The 20,581-nt window shown below is 72.9% G+C and carries 21 protein-coding genes and 1 tRNA gene; 14 read left to right on the top strand and 8 right to left on the bottom strand.

The annotated features are described in order from the left end of the window. Positions 1-162: 162 nt before the first annotated feature. The gene (locus tag OG370_RS34165) at positions 163-1,065 is read right to left on the bottom strand and encodes a LysR substrate-binding domain-containing protein (protein ID WP_443060798.1); all 903 of its coding nucleotides are present in this window, start codon (positions 1,063-1,065) and stop codon (positions 163-165) included. 219 nt (positions 1,066-1,284) lie between these two features. On the opposite strand from OG370_RS34165, the gene OG370_RS34170 reads away from it, so the two are divergent. Further along, the gene (locus OG370_RS34170) at positions 1,285-2,385 is read left to right on the top strand and encodes a bile acid:sodium symporter family protein (RefSeq protein ID WP_328474690.1); all 1,101 of its coding nucleotides are present in this window, start codon (positions 1,285-1,287) and stop codon (positions 2,383-2,385) included. Continuing rightward, positions 2,273-2,902, top strand: coding sequence for a DinB family protein (locus tag OG370_RS34175; RefSeq protein ID WP_328471132.1), 630 nt, complete (start codon positions 2,273-2,275; stop codon positions 2,900-2,902). The genes OG370_RS34170 and OG370_RS34175 overlap by 113 nt, the downstream gene beginning before the upstream one ends. A 127-nt stretch (positions 2,903-3,029) precedes the next feature. Here the strand turns inward: OG370_RS34175 and OG370_RS34180 are convergent, their stop codons facing one another. After that, positions 3,030-3,404, bottom strand: a complete 375-nt coding sequence (locus tag OG370_RS34180) for a DoxX family protein (RefSeq protein WP_328471134.1) — start codon at positions 3,402-3,404, stop codon at positions 3,030-3,032. Positions 3,405-3,594: 190 nt separating this feature from the next. Then, on the bottom strand, positions 3,595-4,440 hold the full coding sequence (gene fdhD / locus OG370_RS34185; protein ID WP_328471136.1) for a formate dehydrogenase accessory sulfurtransferase FdhD: 846 nt from the start codon (positions 4,438-4,440) through the stop codon (positions 3,595-3,597). Positions 4,441-4,594: 154 nt separating this feature from the next. Between fdhD and OG370_RS34190 the strand changes: the two genes are divergently transcribed. The 3 genes from OG370_RS34190 to OG370_RS34200 all read left to right on the top strand — a co-directional run bounded on the left by OG370_RS34190 (position 4,595) and on the right by OG370_RS34200 (position 5,962). Beyond that, positions 4,595-4,954, top strand: coding sequence for a chorismate mutase (locus OG370_RS34190; RefSeq protein WP_328471138.1), 360 nt, complete (start codon positions 4,595-4,597; stop codon positions 4,952-4,954). Between the two features lie 115 nt (positions 4,955-5,069). Next, positions 5,070-5,765, top strand: a complete 696-nt coding sequence (locus OG370_RS34195) for an NAD(P)-dependent oxidoreductase (RefSeq protein WP_328471140.1) — start codon at positions 5,070-5,072, stop codon at positions 5,763-5,765. 109 nt (positions 5,766-5,874) lie between these two features. Further along, a tRNA-Leu gene (locus OG370_RS34200) sits at positions 5,875-5,962 on the top strand. Positions 5,963-6,154: 192 nt separating this feature from the next. Here the strand turns inward: OG370_RS34200 and OG370_RS34205 are convergent. Beyond that, positions 6,155-6,592 (bottom strand): hypothetical protein, encoded by a 438-nt coding sequence (locus OG370_RS34205; protein ID WP_328471142.1) that lies wholly within the window; start codon positions 6,590-6,592, stop codon positions 6,155-6,157. Positions 6,593-6,858: 266 nt separating this feature from the next. Here OG370_RS34205 and OG370_RS34210 point away from each other — a divergent pair, with 266 nt between their 5' ends. Further along, a complete protein-coding gene (locus tag OG370_RS34210; protein WP_328471144.1) occupies positions 6,859-7,074 on the top strand; it encodes a hypothetical protein in 216 nt (71 codons plus the stop codon). A gap of 167 nt (positions 7,075-7,241) precedes the next feature. Here OG370_RS34210 and OG370_RS34215 read toward each other — a convergent pair whose 3' ends face one another. Further along, complete coding sequence (locus OG370_RS34215; protein ID WP_328471146.1) at positions 7,242-7,484, bottom strand: hypothetical protein; 243 nt, start codon at positions 7,482-7,484, stop codon at positions 7,242-7,244. Positions 7,485-7,954: 470 nt separating this feature from the next. Here OG370_RS34215 and OG370_RS34220 point away from each other — a divergent pair, with 470 nt between their 5' ends. Further along, the gene (locus OG370_RS34220; RefSeq protein WP_328471148.1) at positions 7,955-8,782 is read left to right on the top strand and encodes an alpha/beta fold hydrolase; all 828 of its coding nucleotides are present in this window, start codon (positions 7,955-7,957) and stop codon (positions 8,780-8,782) included. Between the two features lie 310 nt (positions 8,783-9,092). Next, positions 9,093-10,028: a LysR family transcriptional regulator gene (locus OG370_RS34225; RefSeq protein ID WP_328471150.1), complete on the top strand. Its 936-nt coding sequence runs from the start codon at positions 9,093-9,095 to the stop codon at positions 10,026-10,028. Positions 10,029-10,359: 331 nt separating this feature from the next. Here the strand turns inward: OG370_RS34225 and OG370_RS34230 are convergent, their stop codons facing one another. From OG370_RS34230 to OG370_RS34240, 3 genes are read right to left on the bottom strand one after another with little or no spacing between them, the layout of a single operon-like run. Next, the gene (locus tag OG370_RS34230) at positions 10,360-11,178 is read right to left on the bottom strand and encodes a serine hydrolase (RefSeq protein ID WP_328471152.1); all 819 of its coding nucleotides are present in this window, start codon (positions 11,176-11,178) and stop codon (positions 10,360-10,362) included. Further along, positions 11,172-12,698, bottom strand: coding sequence for an N-acyl-D-amino-acid deacylase family protein (locus tag OG370_RS34235; protein WP_328471154.1), 1,527 nt, complete (start codon positions 12,696-12,698; stop codon positions 11,172-11,174). The genes OG370_RS34230 and OG370_RS34235 overlap by 7 nt, the downstream gene beginning before the upstream one ends. A gap of 2 nt (positions 12,699-12,700) precedes the next feature. Then, entirely contained in the window at positions 12,701-12,916 is a 216-nt protein-coding gene (locus tag OG370_RS34240; protein ID WP_328471156.1) for a hypothetical protein, read from the bottom strand. 741 nt (positions 12,917-13,657) lie between these two features. On the opposite strand from OG370_RS34240, the gene OG370_RS34245 reads away from it, so the two are divergent. The 6 genes from OG370_RS34245 to OG370_RS34270 are packed head-to-tail and all read left to right on the top strand — an operon-like array spanning position 13,658 to position 20,470. Further along, on the top strand, positions 13,658-15,505 hold the full coding sequence (locus OG370_RS34245) for an ABC transporter substrate-binding protein (protein ID WP_328471158.1): 1,848 nt from the start codon (positions 13,658-13,660) through the stop codon (positions 15,503-15,505). Then, complete coding sequence (locus OG370_RS34250) at positions 15,498-16,559, top strand: ABC transporter permease (protein ID WP_328471160.1); 1,062 nt, start codon at positions 15,498-15,500, stop codon at positions 16,557-16,559. Before OG370_RS34245 ends, OG370_RS34250 begins: the two co-directional genes overlap by 8 nt. Continuing rightward, complete coding sequence (locus tag OG370_RS34255; protein WP_328471161.1) at positions 16,556-17,467, top strand: ABC transporter permease; 912 nt, start codon at positions 16,556-16,558, stop codon at positions 17,465-17,467. Before OG370_RS34250 ends, OG370_RS34255 begins: the two co-directional genes overlap by 4 nt. Further along, positions 17,464-18,489, top strand: coding sequence for an ABC transporter ATP-binding protein (locus OG370_RS34260; protein ID WP_328471163.1), 1,026 nt, complete (start codon positions 17,464-17,466; stop codon positions 18,487-18,489). The genes OG370_RS34255 and OG370_RS34260 overlap by 4 nt, the downstream gene beginning before the upstream one ends. Next, on the top strand, positions 18,486-19,529 hold the full coding sequence (locus tag OG370_RS34265; protein ID WP_443060799.1) for an ABC transporter ATP-binding protein: 1,044 nt from the start codon (positions 18,486-18,488) through the stop codon (positions 19,527-19,529). The genes OG370_RS34260 and OG370_RS34265 overlap by 4 nt, the downstream gene beginning before the upstream one ends. Further along, positions 19,526-20,470: a S66 peptidase family protein gene (locus OG370_RS34270; protein WP_328471165.1), complete on the top strand. Its 945-nt coding sequence runs from the start codon at positions 19,526-19,528 to the stop codon at positions 20,468-20,470. Before OG370_RS34265 ends, OG370_RS34270 begins: the two co-directional genes overlap by 4 nt. Positions 20,471-20,581: the final 111 nt, after the last annotated feature.

The following is a 20,581-nucleotide window of genomic DNA, read 5'->3' on the forward strand; positions in this document are numbered from 1 at the left end:
GCGGCGATGACACACGGTACGGATCTCCACCAAATCTGCCCGGATCGACCACGGTCGCTCCACCCGCAGGTCGCCGGGGCGCGGCCTGGCCAGCGTTTTCACGTCACTGGCGGGTGTCCGCCCGCGCCTGTGCCGCTGCCGGTGTTCGTGCCCGCGCCCGGGTCAGGGCAGCGGGCGGTGAAGGGTGTCGCCGGCCGCGAGCAGCGCCTGGGACAGCGCGGCGGCCGCCTCCTGGGCGGTGGTCCTCGGGTGGTCGCTGCGGGGCGCGCGGCCGTGCAGCAGGACGAAGTCCACGCCGCCCAGTTCCGGCAGTCCGGCGGTACGCGGCGGCAGCCGCACCAGCCCGGCGGGCACCAGCGACTGCGCGTGGGCCATCACGCCCAGACCGGCCCGGGCGGCCGCGACCAGGCCGCTCAGGGAGGCGCTGGTGCAGGCGACCCGCCAGGCGCGGCCGTGCCGTTCCAGCACGTCCAGCGCACGGGCGCGGGTGATGCCGGGCGGCGGGAACGCGATCAGCGGCACCGGCCGGTGCGGGTCGAGCCGCAGCCGCTCGCTGCCGATCCACACCAGGGTGTCCTGGAAGACCAGTTGCCCCGGGCCGCCGGGACCCGGCCGCTTGGCGAGGCACAGGTCCAGCTGCCCCGCGTCGAGCATCCGGTGCAGGATGCCGGACAGTTCGACGGTCAGCTCCAGGTCCACCTCGGGATGTTCGTGCCGGAAGGCGGCCAGGATCTCCGGCAGCCGGGTCAGCACGAAGTCCTCGGAGACCCCGAACCGCAGCCGCCCGCGCAGCCGGGTGCCGGTGAAGAAGCCGGCCGCCCGCTCGTTGGCCGCCAGGATGGTGCGGGCGAAGCCGAGCATCGCCTCGCCGTCCTCCGTGAGGTCCACGCCGTGCGTGTCCCGGAGGAACAGCCGGCAGCCCGCGGCCTCCTCCAGCCGCCGCACGTGCTGGCTGACGGTGGACTGCCGCAGGTCGAGCCGCTTGGCGGCCTGCGTGAAGCTCAGCGTCTGGGCGACGGCCAGGAACGTACGCAGTTGCACCGGTTCGAACACGGCAGCCAGCATAGTCGCTCATCGCGATTCGTGATGACAGTCAGAGCGGTGAGCGGGGTTCCCGATCACCGGACGAACCGGCAGGCTGGGGCCGTGCCCACCCCTCTCGAGAGCGACGACGCCGTGCCCGCCGATGCCGCGCCGGGACGTACCGCTGATCCTGTGCCCGGTGGTCCCGGGCCGACCGGTTCCGCGTCGACCGGGGCCGGCGGTGCCCCCCGCAGGCAACCCATGGGTGCCGTCGGCACGCTCCTCAAGCGGCTGCCCGTCGACCCGTACATCGCCGCGCTGCTCTGCACCGTCCTGCTCGCCGCGCTGCTGCCGGCCACCGGGGGCGGGGCCCACGTGGCGAGCGGTGCCTCCGACGCCGCCGTCGGGCTGCTCTTCTTCCTCTACGGCAGCCGGCTGTCCACCGGGGAGGCGCTGGCCGGACTGCGGCACTGGCGGCTGCACCTGACCGTGCTCGCCGCGACGTTCGTGATGTTCCCGCTGCTCGGGCTGGCCGCCCACGGCCTGGTCCCGTACGTCATCTCGCCGAAGCTCTACCCGGGCTTCCTGTTCCTGTGCGTGCTGCCGTCCACCATCCAGTCCTCGATCGCCTTCACCTCGATCGCCCGCGGCAACGTGGCCGCCGCGATCTGCGCCGGCTCCTTCTCCAGCCTCGCCGGGATCGTGCTCACCCCGCTGCTGGCCGCCCTGCTGGTCGGGGGCAGCGCCGGCATCAGCGGGCACGCCGTCACCGGCATCGCGCTCCAGTTGCTCGCGCCCTTCCTCGCCGGGCAGTTGCTGCGCCGCTGGACGGCGCCGCTGCTCGCGCGGTACCGCAAGGTGCTCGGGTACGTCGACCGCGGCTCGATCCTGCTCGTCGTCTACACCGCGTTCAGTGAGGGCATGGCGGAGGGGATCTGGCACCAGGTGGCCGTGCCGCGGCTGCTGGAACTCGTCGTGGCCGAGGCCGCGCTGCTGGCCCTGATGCTGTCGGCCACCGCCTACGGCGCCCGCGCGCTCGGCTTCGGCCGCGCCGACCGGATCACCATCGTGTTCGCCGGCTCCAAGAAGAGCCTGGCCTCAGGGCTGCCGATGGCATCGGTGCTGTTCGGCGCGGGGGCCGGGCTCGCGGTGCTGCCGCTGATGCTCTTCCACCAGATGCAGCTCATGGTGTGCGCGGTGATCGCAAAACGGTGGGCGCGGCAGGGGGAGCCGCGGCTAGGGTTGCCCGATGATCGAGGAGACACCGAACTCCGGGCAGGACCCGGACTCCCGGCAGGACCCGGACTCCCGTCCGGCTCCGGGCTCCCCGCGGCCCCCGGGCTCCCCGCAGGAAACGGGTAGTTCGCCGTCGGCCGCGGACCGCCCCGACCCGCGCGGTGACCTGCGTCCGCCGGAGGCGCACGCCGATGAGCGGACCACCCTGCTGACGTTCCTCGGCTACCTGCGCGAGGCGCTGATCCGCAAGGCCGAGGGCGTCCCCGACAGCGCGGCGCGCACACCCGCGGTCCCGTCCGGCACCAGCCTGATCGGGCTGCTGCGGCACATGGCCGCCGTCGAGCTGAACTGGTTCGAGTGGGCGTACGCGGGGCAGGGGAGCGAGCCCTTGGACGACGAACCGGCCGTGGACGACGGCGACACCGTCGAGGCGGCCGCGGCGGCGTACCGCGAGGCGGTGCGCCGGGCCGACGCGGTCGTGCTCGGCTGCGCGGACCTGGAGCGGCCCGGTGCGCGCTCGCTGCGGGAGACGGCTCCGCCGTCGATGCGGTGGGTGCTGGTGCACATGATCGAGGAGACCGGGCGGCACGCCGGGCACGCGGACATCCTGCGCGAGTTGTATGACGGTTCGGTGGGGCGCTGACCGGGGGCCGCTCCCTTCACGGCGCCCGGGTGGACCGGCGGGTGGACGGGCCTCGCCGGTGTGCGCGGTCCGTTCAGCCGCCCAGGACGGTTCGGCGGCCCAGCACCGTTCAGCGGCGTGGGACCGTTCAGTGGCGCAGCGCCGCGACCAGCAGGACCAAGGCGGACCAGCCGGTGAAGAGCGCGTAGGCGAAGAGCGGCCGGCCGCGGTCACCGGCGGCGAGCTGGCGGGCGAGGACCCAGCCGAAGTAGAGGACTTCGAGCGCGGCGCCGAGGACGCCGTAGCCGGGGTGCCAGATGCCGATCAGGAGCAGGACGGCGCAGGCGGTGTGGAGCAGGCCGGCGGCCGGCGGCACCCAGCGGTGCCGGCCCTCGCGCAGTCCCAGCCGGGTGAGGCTGTCGAGGCGCTCCACGCCCGGGCCGAAGCGGGCGAGTGCGGCGAGCGCGGAGGGCACCACTTCGAGCAGCAGAAGTGCGGTCAGTACGGCGCTGAGCGCGAACACGGCGGGCTCCCGGTCTCGGTGTGGGCCGCCCCGGTGCGTACGGCGAAGACGGGGTGCGCGGCGGGGCGGTGCGTACGGCGAAGACGGGGTGCGCGGCGGGGCGGTGCGTACGGCGGGGGCGGTGCGCGCAGCGAGGACTGTGCGTACGGCGGGGCGGTGCGCACAGCCGGGACGGCCGCGGGCACGGTGCTCAGTGTGCCTGCTCGGACTCCGGTGCGAAACGGTTTTCCCCCGCGTAGACGTTCATCGAAGTGCCGCGCAGGAACCCGACGAGGGTGAGTCCCGACTCCGCGGCGAGGTCCACCGCGAGCGAGGACGGCGCCGACACCGCGGCCAGCACCGGGATTCCGGCCATCACCGCCTTCTGCACCAGCTCGAAGGAGGCCCGGCCCGACACCATCAACACCCGCCCGGCCAGCGGCAGAAGCCCCTCCCGCAGCGCCCGGCCGACCAGCTTGTCCACCGCGTTGTGCCGTCCGACGTCCTCGCGGACGTCGAGCAGCAGGCCGTCGCCGTCGAACAGCGCTGCCGCGTGCAGGCCGCCGGTACGTTCGAACACCGCCTGCGCCGCGCGCAACCGGTCCGGCAGCGCGCTGAGCAACTCCGGTGTCAGCCGCGGCAGTTCGGGGTCGACCGGTGGCATGCGCGTCGCGGTGCGCACCGCGTCCAGGCTCGCCTTCCCGCACAGGCCGCAGGACGACGAGGTGTACACGTTCCGCTCCAGGGCGATGTCGGGGAGCGGGACGCCGGGGGAGAGGGTCACGTCCACCACGTTGTACGTGTTCCCGCCGTCGGAGGTGGCGCCCGCGCAGTACACGACATTGGCCACGTCGTCCGCCGCGGCCAGCACCCCTTCGCTGACCAGGAAGCCGACCGCCAGCGCGAAGTCGTCGCCCGGGGTGCGCATGGTGATCGCCAGCGGCCGGCCGTTCAGCCGGATCTCCAGCGGCTCCTCGGCGACCAGCGTGTCCGCGCGGTGCCCGACCACGCCGTCCCTGATCCGCAGTACGCGGCGCCGCTCGGTGACCCGTCCCATGCCGTACCTGTCCTGGTGGTCTCGTCGGTTCTCGTCGTCAGTTCACTGTCGTGTGGTTCCCTCCACGGTGCCCCCCGCCGCCCGTGCACCGTGTCATAGGGTGTGCCAGGCAGGAAAGCGGACCACCACGGACTTCCCAGGATGGCAGACCGAGATGACAGACCAGCCGACGTCGGCCGCCGAGCACACCCTGGGCGACAACGAGCGCGCCCTCGCGAAGTTGCGCACCTTGCGCGGCAGCATCGACAACCTTGACGCGGCCCTCGTCCACTTGCTCGCCGAGCGCTTCAAGTGCACCCAGGAAGTGGGGGAGTTGAAGGCGGCGCACGACCTGCCGCCGGCCGACCCGGCGCGCGAGGCCGACCAGATCGCCCGGCTGCGGAGGCTCGCCGCCGACGCCCGGCTCGACCCCGCGTTCGCGGAGAAGTTCCTCAACTTCATCATCGACGAGGTGGTCCGCCACCACCGGGCGATCGCGGCGCGGCCGCGGCCGGACGGCGCGGGCGAGGCGTGATCGGGTCCACCCGGACGGCTTGCGTTCGGCGCGGTCACATATCCGTCGCGCGGCACGACTCATAGGTAGGACGCGCCTCGATCCGCGGGGCCGTATCCCGAGCACGGGAGCACCCATGAGACTGGCGATCTTCGCCGCCACCGGCGGCATCGGCACGCAACTGCTGGCGCAGGCACTGGCCGGCGGCCACTCGGTGACCGCGGTCGTCCGCAACCCCGCCAAGCTGGGCGATCACGCGGGCCGGGACGACGCGGCGGGCCGGGACGTACACGTGGTCACCGCCGACCTGTCGGCGCCCGACCCGGAGGTGCTGGCACGCGCCGTCAAGGGCGCGGACGCGGTGCTGTCGGGGTTCGGCCCGCGCGGGCGGGCGGACGCCGGCCACACCGGGAGCGGCACCCGCGCGATCGTGGAGGCGATGCGGACCAGCGGCGTACGGCGGATCGTCGCGGTCAGCGCGGCGCCCGTGTCCACCACGCCCTCGCCGGGCCGCCCGCACCCGCCCCGGCACGACCCGGGCGACGGCACCTTCATGCGCTACGTGGCCGCGCCGCTCGGGCAGTTCTTCCTCGGCAAGGTCTTCGCCGACGTCGCCGTGATGGAGGACGTGCTGCGTGACAGCGGCCTCGACTGGACCGTGGTGCGCCCGCCCCGCCTCACCGACAAGCCCTTCACGGGCAGCTACCGCACGGCGGCCGACCGCAATCTCAAGGGCGGCTTCAGCGTCCCCCGGGCCGACGTCGCCCACCTCATGCTCAGCTGCCTCACCGACCCGGCCACCGTCCACCACGCCCTCGGCGTCGCGACCTGACCGGCCGCCCCGCCCCTTCCCACCGGCCCGAATCCAGGTGAGGAGCACTCCGATTCCTTGGTATCGTGGACTCGTCACCGCGACCCCACCGGTCCGGCGACGCCCACCGGTCCGGGTGGCGGAATGGCAGACGCGCTAGCTTGAGGTGCTAGTGCCCTTTATCGGGCGTGGGGGTTCAAGTCCCCCCTCGGACACCAGCGGAAGTCCCATGATCGTCCGGGTCGAGATCCACTTCGACCCGGACGTTTTTTGTGCGGGGTGGTGGGTGCCTGAACACCTCGGCGCCCTCGACGGTGGCGGACGACGGCGCCACCGCCGCGGGGCTCTGGTGACGTGGACCAGGCCGACGGTCGGCAGAAGCAGGCCGCCGCCCGCCCGGGGCGCGGGGATCAGGCGATGGTCAGGGTGAAGCCCTCGTTCTGGCGGGCGGCGCCCCTGCTGGTCCTGACCAGTACCGACGTGTTGCTGCTCCCGCACAGCGCCTGTGCGGAACGGGCCACGGAGATGATCGAGTCCACGGCGGCGTTCAGGTTCGACGACACCTGGGGCACCGCGGTCCGGATGTCGAAGCCGGAGGCGGAGATCTTCACGCAGTACTCACCCACCGCGACGCGCTTGACCGACGCGATGCCCTTCGCCCGAACCAGGCGACCGGCCGGGTCGACGACCGCTGCCGCCCGTGCGTAAGGGGCGACGGCGACCGGTACGGCGGCGGCGACAGCGGCATGTTCCTTGCCCGGGGCGGCGACCGCGACCGCGCCCGCGGTGAGGACGGAAGCCGCGGCAACCGCCACGGCGATGACAGGTGATTTCCCGAAGGCAGCCATGAAAGTCCTTCTCGACGAAGCCGATACTGGCAACTCAGAGTGCCCGACGACTGCGCTGCGTAACCAGGGAAACGGGGCGCCGTTCACTCCAACGAGGCGCCCCGGCAGGGGAGATGCCCCGGGCGCTGTCGCCGTGCCGTTCCACGCGCGGCCGGCGGACCCCACGGCAGGGCGAAGCCGGCGACCACGAGCGGAAGCGACCCAAGCGGGCGCCGGCACCCGAGGCAGCTTGGCGAGCCGGGTTGGACGCCGCAGCGTGGCCAGTCGTGGAGCTCGAAGCCGACGGCCTCGACAAGTCGACACTGCGCGGGGTCGCCCGGACCCTCGGCTCCCACCTCAACTCGGGCAGCTCGTACGTGAAGACGAAGCGGACACCCATCGAGACGAGGGCCGACCACATCGTCGGCGCCGTCGACGTCACCCACCTGCCCGACGTACCGGTCGAACGGGCCCGCACCTCGTGCGCCCGGCCGCGGGCGTAGTGGGGTGCCCTGTCCGCCCATGGGCTGCCGCCGGCCAGGGCGGAGCGTGCCGCCGGACCGACGGGAACGCGATTCTCGACTTCCACCCCGGCGGAGCCCGTCAGGCGTCCCCTCGGGGATGACCTTGGCCCCCGGCTGCGTGGGCGATGCCGGTCGGCGCCAGGCGGTCACTCGTCCTTGGGTGGAATGACGAATCCCCGCGTCGGTCCTGACCCCTGATTCTCTTCCTGGAACTTGGCGGCCACGGATGCCAGCGCGTCGGCGGTCACGTCCCGGCGCGTGGTGGGTTCGGCTGTGTCGTACACGCGCCACGGCCCCGCCGCGTTCTCCGGGTCCTCCGGTGCGACCACACCGGGGATGCCCAACTGTCGCAGCACAGCGTCGACTTGCCGGCCCTGCTCAGCGTCCACACTTCCGCCTTCCGTCTGCTCGCGGTCAGCCTGGCCACCGCCATCGCCACCGCCCGAGCAGTGCGAAGCGCACTTGCCCGGATTGATCGGGCCGCAGCCGCCCGGCTTCGGGGTGGGAGCAGTTGGCCGCCACCGACACCAGGGCCTTGGTCGGGCCGCCCACAGTTCGCTGTCCACGGTGTGTCCGGCCCGCTCGATGACGGCCACCGTACGGGTGAGCGCGGGCTCATCGTGCCGCCTTGGGAAGCCCTGGCTGGTCCGGGGCGCGGGCGGGCAGGTGGGGGTGGGGTCATCCGGGTGGCCCTGGTGGGGGCGGTTTGGGCTGTCGTGTGGGGCGGATGTGGGTTTGGGTGGGTGGCACGGCCGTGGTTCCGCTCACTGGCGGGCGGGCGCGCCGTATTCCCCCCGGGGGCCGTGTGCCCCGCCAATGGCCGGGCGGCAGTGTGCCCGGCTCCGGACCGGAGGCGATCATGCCTTACTGCACTACCCGCGACGGCGTGGAGATCTTCTACAAGGACTGGGGCAGCGGACGCCCCGTGGTGTTCATCCACGGCTGGCCGCTGAGCGGCGACGCGTGGCAGGACCAGCTCAAGGCGGTGGCCGACGCCGGGTTCCGCGGCATCGCCCACGACCGCCGCGGCCACGGCCACTCCACTCCGGTCTGGGACGGTTACGACTGGGACACCTTCGCCGACGACCTCAACGACCTGATCACGGGCCTGGACCTGCAGGACGTCACCCTGGTCGCGCACTCCATGGGGGGCGGCGAGCTCGCCCGCTACATCGGCCGGCACGGCACCTCCCGGATCAGGTCCGCGGTCCTGCTGTCCGCCATCCCGCCGCTGATGCTCAAGGGCCCCGGCAACCCCGAGGGCGCGCCGCAGGAGGTCTTCGACCAGATCAAGGCCGGCATCCTCAAGGAGCGCTCGCAGTTCTGGAAGGACACCGCGGTCGGCTTCTTCGGCGCCAACCGGCCCGGCAACAAGGTCACCCAGGGCAACCAGGACGCCTTCTGGTCCATGGCCATGCAGGAGACCATCCAGGGCGGCGTCGCCTGCGTCGACGCCTTCGCGGACACCGACTTCACCGACGACCTCAAGAAGTTCGACGTCCCCACCCTGGTCGTGCACGGCGACGACGACCAGGTCGTGCCGATCGACGCTACCGGCCGCAAGTCCGCGAAGATCATCCCCGACGCCACCCTCAAGGTCTACGAGGGCGGCTCGCACGGTATCGCCCTGGTCCCCGGCGACAAGGAGAAGTTCAACGCCGACCTGCTGGAGTTCCTCAAGCGGTGACGCCCGGGCGGGTCCGGCCCCGTGGTGGGCCGGACCCCTCGTGGTCCGGCCCCGTCGTGGGTCGGCGCCCGCGGTCCTGGGCACCCCGTGGGGACAGCGCGGAGGACCGGTCCAAGTCGGCCTCGGGGCCGCCCGGTTGCCCGCCGACCTCCTGCGGCGCGGCGCAACGGCTGAAGCGGAGCCCCGCGCGTGGGGCTGGCTTCGTCAAGATGCCCAGCCCAGGTCCGGACCATGGCGCGGGCGCGGGGACAAACGGAATTCGGTTACACCCCCTTGGCCGGGGAGGGGCGCGGCGTCGTAGGGTGCCGCCATGTTGAACACGCACCGACTGCGCATACTGGCCGAAGTCGACCGGGCCGGGAGCATCGCCGGGGCGGCCCGCGAGCTGAAGCTGTCGCCGTCCGCCGTGTCGCACCAGCTTGCCCAGCTGGAGAAGGAGGCCGGCGTCAGCCTGGTCGAGCGCAGCGCGCAGAGCCTGCGGCTCACCTCGGCCGGGCAACGGCTGTCGCTGCGCGGGCAGGACGTCCTGGCCCTGCTCGACTCGGCCGAGAAGGATCTGCGGGCCCAGTCCCGGGCGGACTCCGGACACCTGCGGATCGGTTTCTTCGCGTCGGCCGGCTACCACCTGCTGCCGCAGTCGCTGTCCCGGTTCTCCAGCCGCCACCCTGCGGTCGGGCTGGACCTGGTCGAGGGGCAGCCGCACGAGCTGGCCCTCAGCGTCCAGCAGGGCGCGATCGACGCGCTGGTGATCTTCGAGCACGCGCTCGACCCGTGGACGCCGCCGGAGGGCGTCGAGGTGAAGGAGCTCTTCCACGAGCCGCAGCTGCTGGTGGTCCCGGACGGCCACCCGGCCGGCCGGCGCAGCCAGGTCCGGCTGGAGGAGCTGTCCGGAGAGCAGTGGATCACGTCGTTCGGTACGGGTACGCCGGTGCTGTCCGTGCTGGAACGGGCCTGCGCGCTGGCGGGCTTCGTCCCCCGCATCCGGTGCCGCAGCGACCACTACGAGGTGATCGTGGGCCTGGTGCGGGCCGGCATGGGGATCGCGCTGGTGCCGAGCCTCGGCGTCACCGACACCACCGGGGTGCAGACCACCCGGGTGTCCGGACTGCGGCTGCACCGGAAGATCGGCGTCGCCTGGCGCCCGGAGAACCCGAACCCGCTGCTGGGCAGCTTCATCGCCTACCTGGGCAGCGCCGCGTCGAACCTGCTGGCCGCCGGACGCCAGGGCCGGCCCAGCTCGCGCTGACCGTACGGCCCGGCTGACGCGTGCCCGTAATCGGCCGGCTGGCGTCGACCGTACGGCCTCGGCTCACGCGTGCCCGTATCGCCGGGCGCGGGCTGACCGTATGGCCTGGCTGGTGCGTGCCTGTTTCGCCGGGCGCGCGTTGACCGTACGGCCCCGGCTCACGCGTGCCCGTGTCGCCGGGCGCGGGCTGACCGTACGGCCGACCGGCGCGGGTCCGTATCGGCCGGTCCGCGGCGACCTGCCCCCCGCCCGGCCCGCCCCGCCCGTGCGGCCCGAATCGGTGACGGGGGGATCGGCCCGCGGGCCATCCGGGCGGGGCCCGGGCGGAGGGTCAGCGCGCGGCTGCGGCGATCTGCGCCCCGACCGTCCGCATGGCCTGCAACGTCTCGAACTCGTGCCCCGGACGGCTCGAGCCCAGCACGGCGTAGCAGACCTGCCGGGTGCCGCGCACCACGCCGACGTCGCAGCGGACCCCGACATCGGTGCCGGTCTTGTTCGCGACCCACAGCGACGTGCTCGGGACATCGCGGACCGTGCTGTCCTCGGGGTCGTGCGGGATCAGCGCCGGCACCATGCTGCGGTCGCCGCACCCGGCCATCCAGCCGAGCAGCAGGCGCGCCCACGGCTCGTCGGCGGCGATCCGCCGCGCGAGCCCGGCCAGTTCCGCCGCGGTGCCGACCGCGAAGGTCGGCGGGTGGGCCGGCGACCGGGGTTCGCGGATGCGGTCGAGGACCCGGGTGCGGACGAGCCCCAGCGCGTCCGCCCCCTGGTTGACCCGGTCGAGGCCGACCCGGCGGATCAGGGCGTTGGTCGCGGTGTTGTCGCTCACGGCCGCGGTGAGCAGCGCCAGGTCGGGGACGGTCCAGCGCCGGGCGGACAGCGCGGTCAGCAGTCCGGAGCCGCCGCAGTAGTCCTCGTCGAGCAGGTCGAACGGCTCGCCGGGGTCCAGATCGCCGCCGGTGAGGCCGCGCGCGACCTCGGCCAGGAGCAGCAGTTTGCCGACGCTGGCGAGCGGCCGCACCCGGTGCGGCTGGTGCTCCAGGACGCCGGGGACCATGACGGACAGGGTGCCGGGCAGGGCGTCGGGCGGGATGCCGGACACGGTGCCGGGCGGGATGCCGGGCAGCTCCGGTGGGACGGCGCTCAGCACGCCAGCACCTGCCCCGGCCGCGCCGAGGTCATCTCGCCGTCCTCCGCGACGACCGCGCCCGCCACCACGACCAGCCGGACGCCGCTCGGCGCGAGCAGGGGTTCGGCGAAGGTGGCACGGTCGGCGACCGCCGCCGGATCGAAGACGACCAGGTCGGCGTGGCCCCCGTCGCGCAGTACGCCCCGTCCGGCCAGGCCGAACCGGGCCGCGGTGGCGCCGGTCATCTTGTGCACCGCCTCGGGCAGCGTCAGCAGGCCCAACTCGCGTACGTAGTGCCCGAGGACCTTCGCGAACGTCCCGGCCCAGCGCGGATGCGGCAGCCCCGGCTTGGGCACCCCGTCCGAGCCGATCATCGAGAACGGCACGGCGAGCACCCGCCGGACGTCGTCCTCCCGCATCGAGTGGCTGATGATCGTCACGTCGCCCGCTTCGGCCAGCAGCAGTTCGGCCACCACGTCGACGGCGTCGGCACCGCGCTCGGCGGCGATGTCCGCGATCGTCCGCCCCTGGAGTTCCGGATGCCGCGCGGCGCCTGCCACCGAGATCCGGTCCCAGCCTCCGTTGCCGACGGTGTTCTCCCAGCCGGCCACGCCGTCCGCGATGGCCGCGCGCATCCGGGCGCGCTGTCCGGCGTCGCGCAGCCGCTCCAACAGGCGGTCCTGCCCGCCGTCGTGTGCCCACGGCGGCAGCATGGCCGCGAGCGCGGTGCTTCCCGCGGTGTAGGGGTAGACGTCGCAGGTCACGTCCATGCCGTCGGCGCGGAGCCGGCGCAGGTGGGGCAGCGTCCGCTCGGTGCCGCCCCAGCCGTGCCGGCCGGCCGTCTTGTGGTGCGAGACGTGCAGCGCGGCGCCGCTGTCGCGGGCGATCCGCACCGCCTCGTCGAGCGCGGCCTCGACCTGGGACATCTCGTCGCGCAGATGCGTCACGTACGGCTTGCCGTGGCGGGCCGCCACCGCCGCGAGCGCGGTCACCTCGGCGGTGTCGGCGAAGGAGCCGGGCGTGTAGATCAGGCCCGTCGACAGGCCGGCCGCGCCCGAGGCGAGCGCCTCGTCCAGCACCCGGCACATGGCGGCGAGTTCGTCCGGGGTGGCGGCGCGGGCGGCGTGGCCCACCACGGCGCCGCGCAGCGTGCCGTGGCCGACCAGGGCGGCCAGGTGGTTCGCCCGGCCCGCCGCGGCGTGCGCGCGGCCGAACGCCGCGAAGTCCGGGTACGGCGCCGGGAACGCGCTGTCCCCGCAGTTGCCGCAGATCTCGACGGTCACGCCCTGGAGCACGGCGGCGTGCGCCGGCAGGGTCCCGGAGTTGTCCAGCGTGGTCAGGTCGGAGTGCGTGTGCGCGTCGATGAAGCCGGGCGCCACGACATGCCCGGGTACGTCGAGTATCCGGTCGGCGGTGGCCGGAGCGCGGGGCGGCAGCACGCGGACCCGGCCGCCGGTGACGGCGACCTGCCCGGCGATCAGCGGCCGGCCGGTCCCGTCCGCGATGTCCGCGCCGCGGACCAGGAGGTCGAAGTGGGACACGTTCACCGCACCTCGGTGGGCGCGAAGCCATCCCCGGAGCCGTCCACGGCTGCGGCACCGGCACCGGCACCGTCCACGGCCACGGCACCGGCGCCCGTCCGGTCGGCGCGACTGATCCGGCCGGCGGCACCGTGCCCGGTACCGCCGAGGCGCGGGGCGGCCGTACCGGCGTCGGAACGTATCCGGCGGCTGCGTACGGCAGTTGAAGGCAGGGACATGGGCTTCCTCGCTGGTGTGCTGGGGGCGGGCACGGACGGACCCAGCGTGCGGTCCGCGGACGGCGCCGGCATCGAAGCGTTGAAGATCTGGCCGCTCACGGACCACTTCGTGTTCGGCGGACGGTACGGCGCGGTCATGACGCCGGCCTACGGGCATCGAAGTCTTCGATGCTCAGAGACGCAAGCGCGCACGGGTCCTTGCCGTTCTGCGAGGGCTTGCCAGTCTTCAACCACTTGACCTCCAGGCGAACGTGAGGTGCTGCCATGCCAGCGGATGCCGCTTCGGCGCCACCCGTCCTTTCGACGGCCGACACCGGGGTGCGTGCCGCAGACGCCACGACCCGGCGCTCCCGGCCGACCAGGTCCGGCACCGGAAGCACCGGAAGCACCGGCAGCACGGGCGGTACCGGCGACCCCGGCATCCCCTGCGACCCCGGGAACGGAAGGCGGCGCGGCAGGCGCTCCCGCAGCGCGTGACGCCCGTCCGCCCGCTCCGCCCGACCAGGCGGTCAAGGCCGAGGCCCGCACCCCTCGGCAGTTCGGGTCCGATGTCGTGTCGGCCGCACCCGCGTCGACCTCGACCCCCGGCATTACGTGTTCGGCGCCGCCGCCGGCGACCGCGTACGCACCGACGAAACCCGGCTTCAACGCGAGCGTGCCGGTCAGTCACCCTCTGACCGGTCCCGAGCACTCGCCCGAGGCGGCACCGTCCCCTGCCCTCCCCAGCAACGGAGACCCGAGATGGTTTTGCGCACACCCCGCAGACTGCGTGCGGCCCTGGCCGTGGCCGCAGTCAGCGGCATCCTCCTGGCCGGCCCGGCCGGCCTGACGACCTCCGCGGGTGCCGCGTCCCCGAGCACCAAGTCCGGGACGACGCTGAGCGTCGCCATGGACAGCTCGGGGGTGGACACCCTCAATCCGTTCCTGGCCTACTTCAACGGCTCGCTCGACCTCTTCGGCGCCATCTACCCGTCGCTCACCACCATCGACCAGAGCGGCAAGCCGAGCCCCTACCTCGCCACGTCCTGGAACGTCTCGCCGGACCACCTCACCTGGACCTTCAAGATCCGCGACGGCCTGAAGTGGAGCGACGGGCAGCCGCTCACCGCCGAGGACGCGGCCTGGACGTTCCACCTGATCATGACCGACGAGATCGCCGGCACCGCCAACGGCACGCTGGTGTCCGGCTTCCAGTCGGTGACCGCGCCCGACCCCACCACGCTGGTGATCAGGACCAAGCAGCCCCAGTCCAACCTGAACTACGTCAGCATCCCGGTCGAGGGCATCCCGATCGTGCCGGAGCACATCTGGAAGTCGCACGTCGCCGATCTCAAGGACTACAAGAACGACTCCTACCCGGTGGTCGGCTACGGCCCCTGGACGCTCACCGGTTACAAGACCGGTCAGTACGCCACGCTCGACGCGAACAAGTCCTTCGTGCTGGGCGCGCCGAAGTACGACCACCTGATAGAGCAGCTCTACAAGACCAGTGACAGTGCCGTCGCGGCGCTGCGGTCGGGCCAGCTCGACTACATCCCCGGCGGCGTCATCAACTCCACCGAGTTCAAGTCGCTGACGCACGTCACCGGCGTCGACACCGCGCAGACGGTCGGCAACGGCTGGACCGGGCTGGAGATCAACCCCGGCGCCAAGTCCCGCAGCGGCAAGCCGATCGGCACCGGGAACCCGGCGCTGAGCGACCCGCGGCTGCGCCGCGCGATCGCCCTGAGCATCGACAAGCAGACGCTGGTCAAGAAGGTCGTCGACGGCTACGGCACCGTCGGGGAGGGCTACCTGCCGCCGGCCTGGTCCCAGTGGGTGTGGAAGCCGTCTGCCGGCGAGCGGCAGGGCTACGACCCGGCCCGGGCCAACCAGCTGCTGGACAAGGCCGGCTACAAGCGCGGCTCGGACGGAATCCGGATCGATCCGAAGACCGGCAAGCCGCTGGACCTGCGGCTGGGCATTCACTCCGACGACGCCACCGACGCGTCGATCGCCCCGTACCTGGCCGGCTGGCTCAAGGCGATCGGTATCAAGGTGAAGCTGGAGCCGATGAGCATGTCCGCGCTCAACAGCGACCTGGGCAAGGGCGACTGGGACATGCTGATGGACGCGTGGACCACCGGCCCCGACCCGACCTACCTCCTCGGCATCCAGAGCTGCGCCACGCTTCCCAACGACCAGGGCAACGGCGGCAACACCGACGCGTTCTTCTGCGATCCCGCCTACGACAAGCTGCAGGCACGCCAGCAGAGCCTGTTCGATCCGGCGCAGCGGGTGAAGGTCGTCGGGCAGATGCAGCAGATCCTCTACGACGCCGACGTGGATGTGATGCTCTACAACCAGACGCAGAAGACCGCCTCCTCCTCGAAGGTCACCGGTGAGAGGGTCGGCAAGCCGGACGCCCAGGGCTTCTACCCGGCGCAGAACTCCTTCTGGACGTATCTGAAGGCGACACCGGTGGAGCACGGCGGCTCCTCGTCGTCGGGCGGTCTGGGTATCGGGCTCGGCATCGCCGCCGCCGTGATCGTGGTCGGCGCGGGTGCCGTCGTCCTCCGGCGCCGGGCGGGGGCCGACGACCGTGAGTAGCCCCGACGCCGTGGCCGAACCGGCCCTCGAAGTGCCGCTGTCCGCCCCGAAGCCGCGGCGCTCGCTGCGGACGGCGTGGGGCGGCTACCTCGTCGGCAAGCTCGCGGCCGCGGTGGTCAGTTTCGCGGTCACCCTGGTCATCGGCTTCGTGCTGTTCAACGTGATGCCGTCCGACCCGGTGCGCACCATGACCCGCGGCCGCCCGGTCAGCCAGGCCCAACTCGCCCAGTTGCGGGTCCAGCTGGGCCTGGACAAGCCGATGTGGCAGCGGTTCCTGGACTTCGTCAACGACACGCTGCACGGGCGGCTCGGCTACTCCTGGGAGTACCGGCAGTCGGTGGCGTCGCTGGCGATGAACCGTCTGGGCCCGACCCTGCTGCTGATGGGCACGTCGTTCGCCATCTCGGTGCTGCTCGGGCTGTGGCTCGGCCAGCGCAGCGGCTGGCGGGCCGGCAGCCGGTTCGACCGGATCACCTCCTCCACCGCGCTCACCCTGTGGTCGGTGCCGACCTTCTGGCTGGGCATGATCCTGCTGATGGTGTGCAGCGTCGGGATCGGCCCGATCCACGGCTTCCTGCCGGTCGGCGGCATGAGCGACCCGACCCTGCCGCAGACCGGGATGACGCACTACGTGGACGTCGCCAAGCACCTGGTCCTGCCGGCGCTGACCATGGTCCTGGTCGTCTACGCCCAGTACGTGACGATCATGCGGTCCTCGATCATCGAGGAGAAGGGCAGCCCCTACCTGCTGACCGCCCGCGCCAAGGGCCTCACCGACGACGCCGTACGCCGCCGGCACGCGCTGCCCAACGCCCTGCTGCCCTCGGTGACCATGATCTTCATGCACCTCGGCACGCTGATCAGCGGCGCGGTCACGGTCGAGGCGGTCTTCTCCTGGCCCGGCCTCGGCGACCTCACCTACGAGGCGCTCAAGATTCCCGACCTGCCGCTGCTCCAGGGCACCTTCATCGTCTTCAGTGCGAGTGTGATCATCATGAATCTGCTGGCGGACCTCGCCTACCGGTTCCTCGACCCGCGGGTGCGCGCCCAGTGACGGCCGCGCAGATCGTCACCGCGCAGGACGTCGCCTCGGCCGTCCCGGTCAGGTTCGCCGGAGCACGCCGCTTCGGCAAAGCCTTCATCCGCCGCCCCGCCGGAGTGGCCGGGCTCGCGGTCCTGCTGCTGTTCTCCCTGCTGGCGCTGTTCGCACCGCTGTTCATCGGCCCCGACCAGCTGGACGTCACCAAGGTGGACGGACCGCTGCTCGCCGCGCCCAGCGCGCACTACCCGCTCGGCACCGACCTGGCCGGCCGCAACGTCCTGCTGCTGCTGATCTGGGGCTCGCGGGAGTCGCTGCGGATCGGCATCATCGCCACCGCGCTGACCGTCGTCATCGGCGCCGGGGTGGGCATCGTCGCCGGCCACTACGGGGGCGTGGTCGGCCGGGCGCTGATGCACGTCACCGACTGGTTCATCGCGCTGCCCAGCCTGCCGCTGGCGATCTCGCTGGCGGCCGTGCTGGGCCAGGGCGAGACGTCGATCACCATCGCCATCGCGGCCACCTCCTGGACCGCCACCGCGCGGCTGGTGCGGGCGCAGACCCTCGCCGTCGAGGCGCGGCCGTTCGTCGAACGGGCCCGCGCGCTGGGGGCCGGCGACCGTCAGATCATGGTGCGCCAGGTGCTGCCGAACGTGATGCCGCTGATCCTGGTCTCCAGCACCCTGACGGTCGCCGGATCACTGCTGTCGGAGGCCACGCTCACCTTCCTCGGCCTCGGCAACCCGGCCAGCGTCACCTGGGGCGAGATGCTCAACGACGCCTTCTTCAACGGCGCGTTCACCGCCGACGCGTGGTGGTACCTGCTGCCCCCGGGCCTGGCGATCCTCGTGGTGGTGCTGGGCTTCACGCTCACCGGCCGCGCCGTGGAACACGTGCTCGACCCGCGGATGGAGAACAAGTGACCGCCCAGACCGCGGCGGCGGCCGACGCCGCCGCCACCGCCGACCCACCCCTGCTGGAGGTCCGCGACCTCCAGGTCGCCTACCGCCAGGGGAACCGGTTCGTCCCCGCCGTGCGGGGCGTCGACTTCACCCTCTCCGCCGGCGACACCCTCGGTGTCGCCGGGGAGTCCGGCTGCGGCAAGTCCACGATGGCGCTGAGCCTGCTGCGCCTGCAGGACCGTTCCGCGAAGGTCAGCGGGGAGGTGCTGTTCCGCGGCGAGAACCTGCTGACCACCAGCTGGGCCCGGCTGCGGGCGGTGCGCTGGGCCGGTGCGTCGGTGGTGTTCCAGGGCGCGATGAGCGCGCTGAACCCGGTGCGCACCGTGCTGGACCAGATCGTCGAACCGATGGTGCTGCACGACAGGGCCCGGGTGAAGGACGCCGAGCGCCGTGCCGCCGAACTGCTCGACAGCGTCGGCATCCCGTCCCGGCGCGTCCGCAGCTATCCGCACGAGTTCTCCGGCGGCCAGCGGCAGCGCGTGATGGTCGCCATGGCCCTGGCGTGCCGCCCGGACCTGATCATCGCCGACGAGCCGACCACCGCACTGGACGTCATGGTCCAGGCGCAGATCCTGGAGCTGCTGGCCGAGCGGGTCCGCGAGTCGCGGATCTCCGTCATCATGATCACGCACGACCTGTCGCTGCTGGCGCACACCTGCGACCGGCTGGCGGTCATGTACGCGGGCCGGATCGTCGAGCTCGGCCCGTCCAAGCAGGTGCTCCAGCAGCCGGAACACCCCTACACCCGGGCGCTGTCACGGGCTTTCCCGACCATCGGGGACCCGGCCTCACGGCGCGCGCCGGTCGGCCTCGCGGGCGACCCGCCCCGGCCCTCGGAGGCCGGCACGGGCTGTGCCTTCGCCGCGCGCTGCTCCGAGGCGCTGCCTTCCTGCCGCACCGAGGAGATGCTGCTGTGGCCGGCCGGGCCCGGCCGTTCCGCCGCGTGCGTACGCGTCCGGCCCGACCACGGAGGTGCGCGGTGACCCGTGACCCCAGCCCCAGCACCAGTCCGGGACCCAGCTCCAGCCCCGACCGGTCCACGCCCGCGCTGGAGGTCCGCGACCTCTCGGTGGTCTACCCGGCCTCCCGCGGCCGCGCCCCGGCCCGCGCGGTGGACGGCGTCAACCTGCGGATCGGCAAGGGCGAGATCGTCGCGCTCATCGGCGAGTCCGGGTGCGGCAAGTCCACCCTGGCCCGCTCGCTGGTCGGCCTGGTGAAGCCGACCGGCGGCGAGGTGCGCTACGACGGCACGCCGCTGGACTACACCGCCAAGGGCCTCAAGGCGTACCGCCGCCACACCCAACTGGTCCTCCAGGACCCGGGCGGCGCCCTCAACCCGAAGCAGAACGTCTACGACGCCGTGGCCATGGGCCCGCGGCTGCACGGGCTCACCGACGGGCTGCCGCTCACCGTGCACGACGCGATGGCCCGGGCCGGACTGCGCCCGCCGGAGGACTTCTTCGGCCGCTACCCGCACGAACTGTCCGGCGGGCAGCAGCAGCGCGTCGTCATCGCCGGCGTGCTGGCGCTGAACCCGTCGGTCATCGTCGCGGACGAGCCGGTGGCGTCGCTGGACGCCTCGGTGCGCGGGGAGATCCTGGCGCTCACGCTGCGGCTGCGCGACGATCTCGGCCTGTCGGCCCTGGTGGTCAGCCACGACCTCGGCCTGGCCTGGAACATCGCCGACCGGGTGGCCGTGATGTACCTGGGCCGGGTGGTCGAGCAGGGCACCGTCGAGGAGGTCCTGCTGCGGCCGCAACACCCCTACACCAAGGCGCTGCTGTCGGTGGTGCCGACCGGTGCCGAGGACTGGCGCCCCACCCTGCTGACCGGTGAGCCGCCGGACCCGACCGCGATCCCGTCCGGCTGCCGCTTCCACCCGCGGTGCACCCGCTGGGCCGGCGCCTCGCCGGCCGACCGCGCCACGGCCGCCTGCGACCGCCGTGAACTGCCGGTGCTGGCGCCGGACACCTCCTGCGCCGCCTGCCATCTGCTCGGTTCGACATCCCTGGAGAAGATATGACTCTGCTTCGCCCGCCCGGGTTGAAGCCCGGCGACACCGTCGCCGTGATCTGCGCCAGCTCGCCCGTGGACAACCAGGACCACCTGGAGTCGGGGCTGGCGGCCATGCGGTCCGTGGGCCTGGTGCCGGAGGTCTTCGGATCGGCCCGCGACGCCGGGAGCATGTACGACTACCTGGCGGGCGACGACGCGCTGCGGGCCGGCGACCTGACCCGCGCACTGACCGACCCCGAGTACGCCGCCGTGTTCCTCGCCTGCGGCGGCTACGGCTCGCAGCGCACGCTGGAGCTGGTGGACTGGAGCCGGATCGACCCGAACCGCCCGAAGGTCGTGGTCGGTTACTCGGACGTGACCGCGCTGCTGGAGGCGCTGGCCGTCAAACTGGGCTGGGTGTCGCTGTTCGGGCCGATGGTGGCCTGCGGCGGCTTCTGGGAGGGTCCGCAGGAGTACGACTTCACCGAGCTGATGAAGCTGCTCTACACGCCGGCCGACGTGAAGGAGCTGAGCTTCCCGGGAGCACGGACGCTGGTGCCCGGCGTCGCCGAGGGGCTGACCCTGGGCGGGACGGCCACCTTGATCGCGGCCAGCCTCGGCACGGACACGTCGTATCCGGCCAGGGACGCGATCCTGTTCCTGGAGGACGTCGACGAACTGCCCTTCCGGATGGACCGGATCATCACCCAGATCCGCCGCGCCACCAGCTACCTCGACGGCGTGGCCGGGATCATCCTCGGCACGTTCACCGAGTGCGGGGACCCCGAGCACATCGACCGGATGCTGGCCGAGCGCTTCGGCGACCTGGGCGTTCCGGTGCTGGCCGGGGTGAACATCGGCCACAACACGCAGATGCAGACCTACCCGGTCGGGGTGCGGGCCCGGTTGGACGCCGACGGCAGGACCCTGACCTTCCTCGACCAGCCGCTGACCGATCCGCGGGAGTGACGGCACGCCGAAGCGGCCGGTACGACGGGGCAGTCGATCCCGTCGGGCCGGCCGCTTCGCGCGGATGGCGAGCGCGCTTCACACGAACAGCGCGCGTCACACGAACAGCGC

The sequence above is a fragment of the Streptomyces sp. NBC_00448 genome (assembly GCF_036014115.1).
Lineage (GTDB): Bacteria > Actinomycetota > Actinomycetes > Streptomycetales > Streptomycetaceae > Actinacidiphila.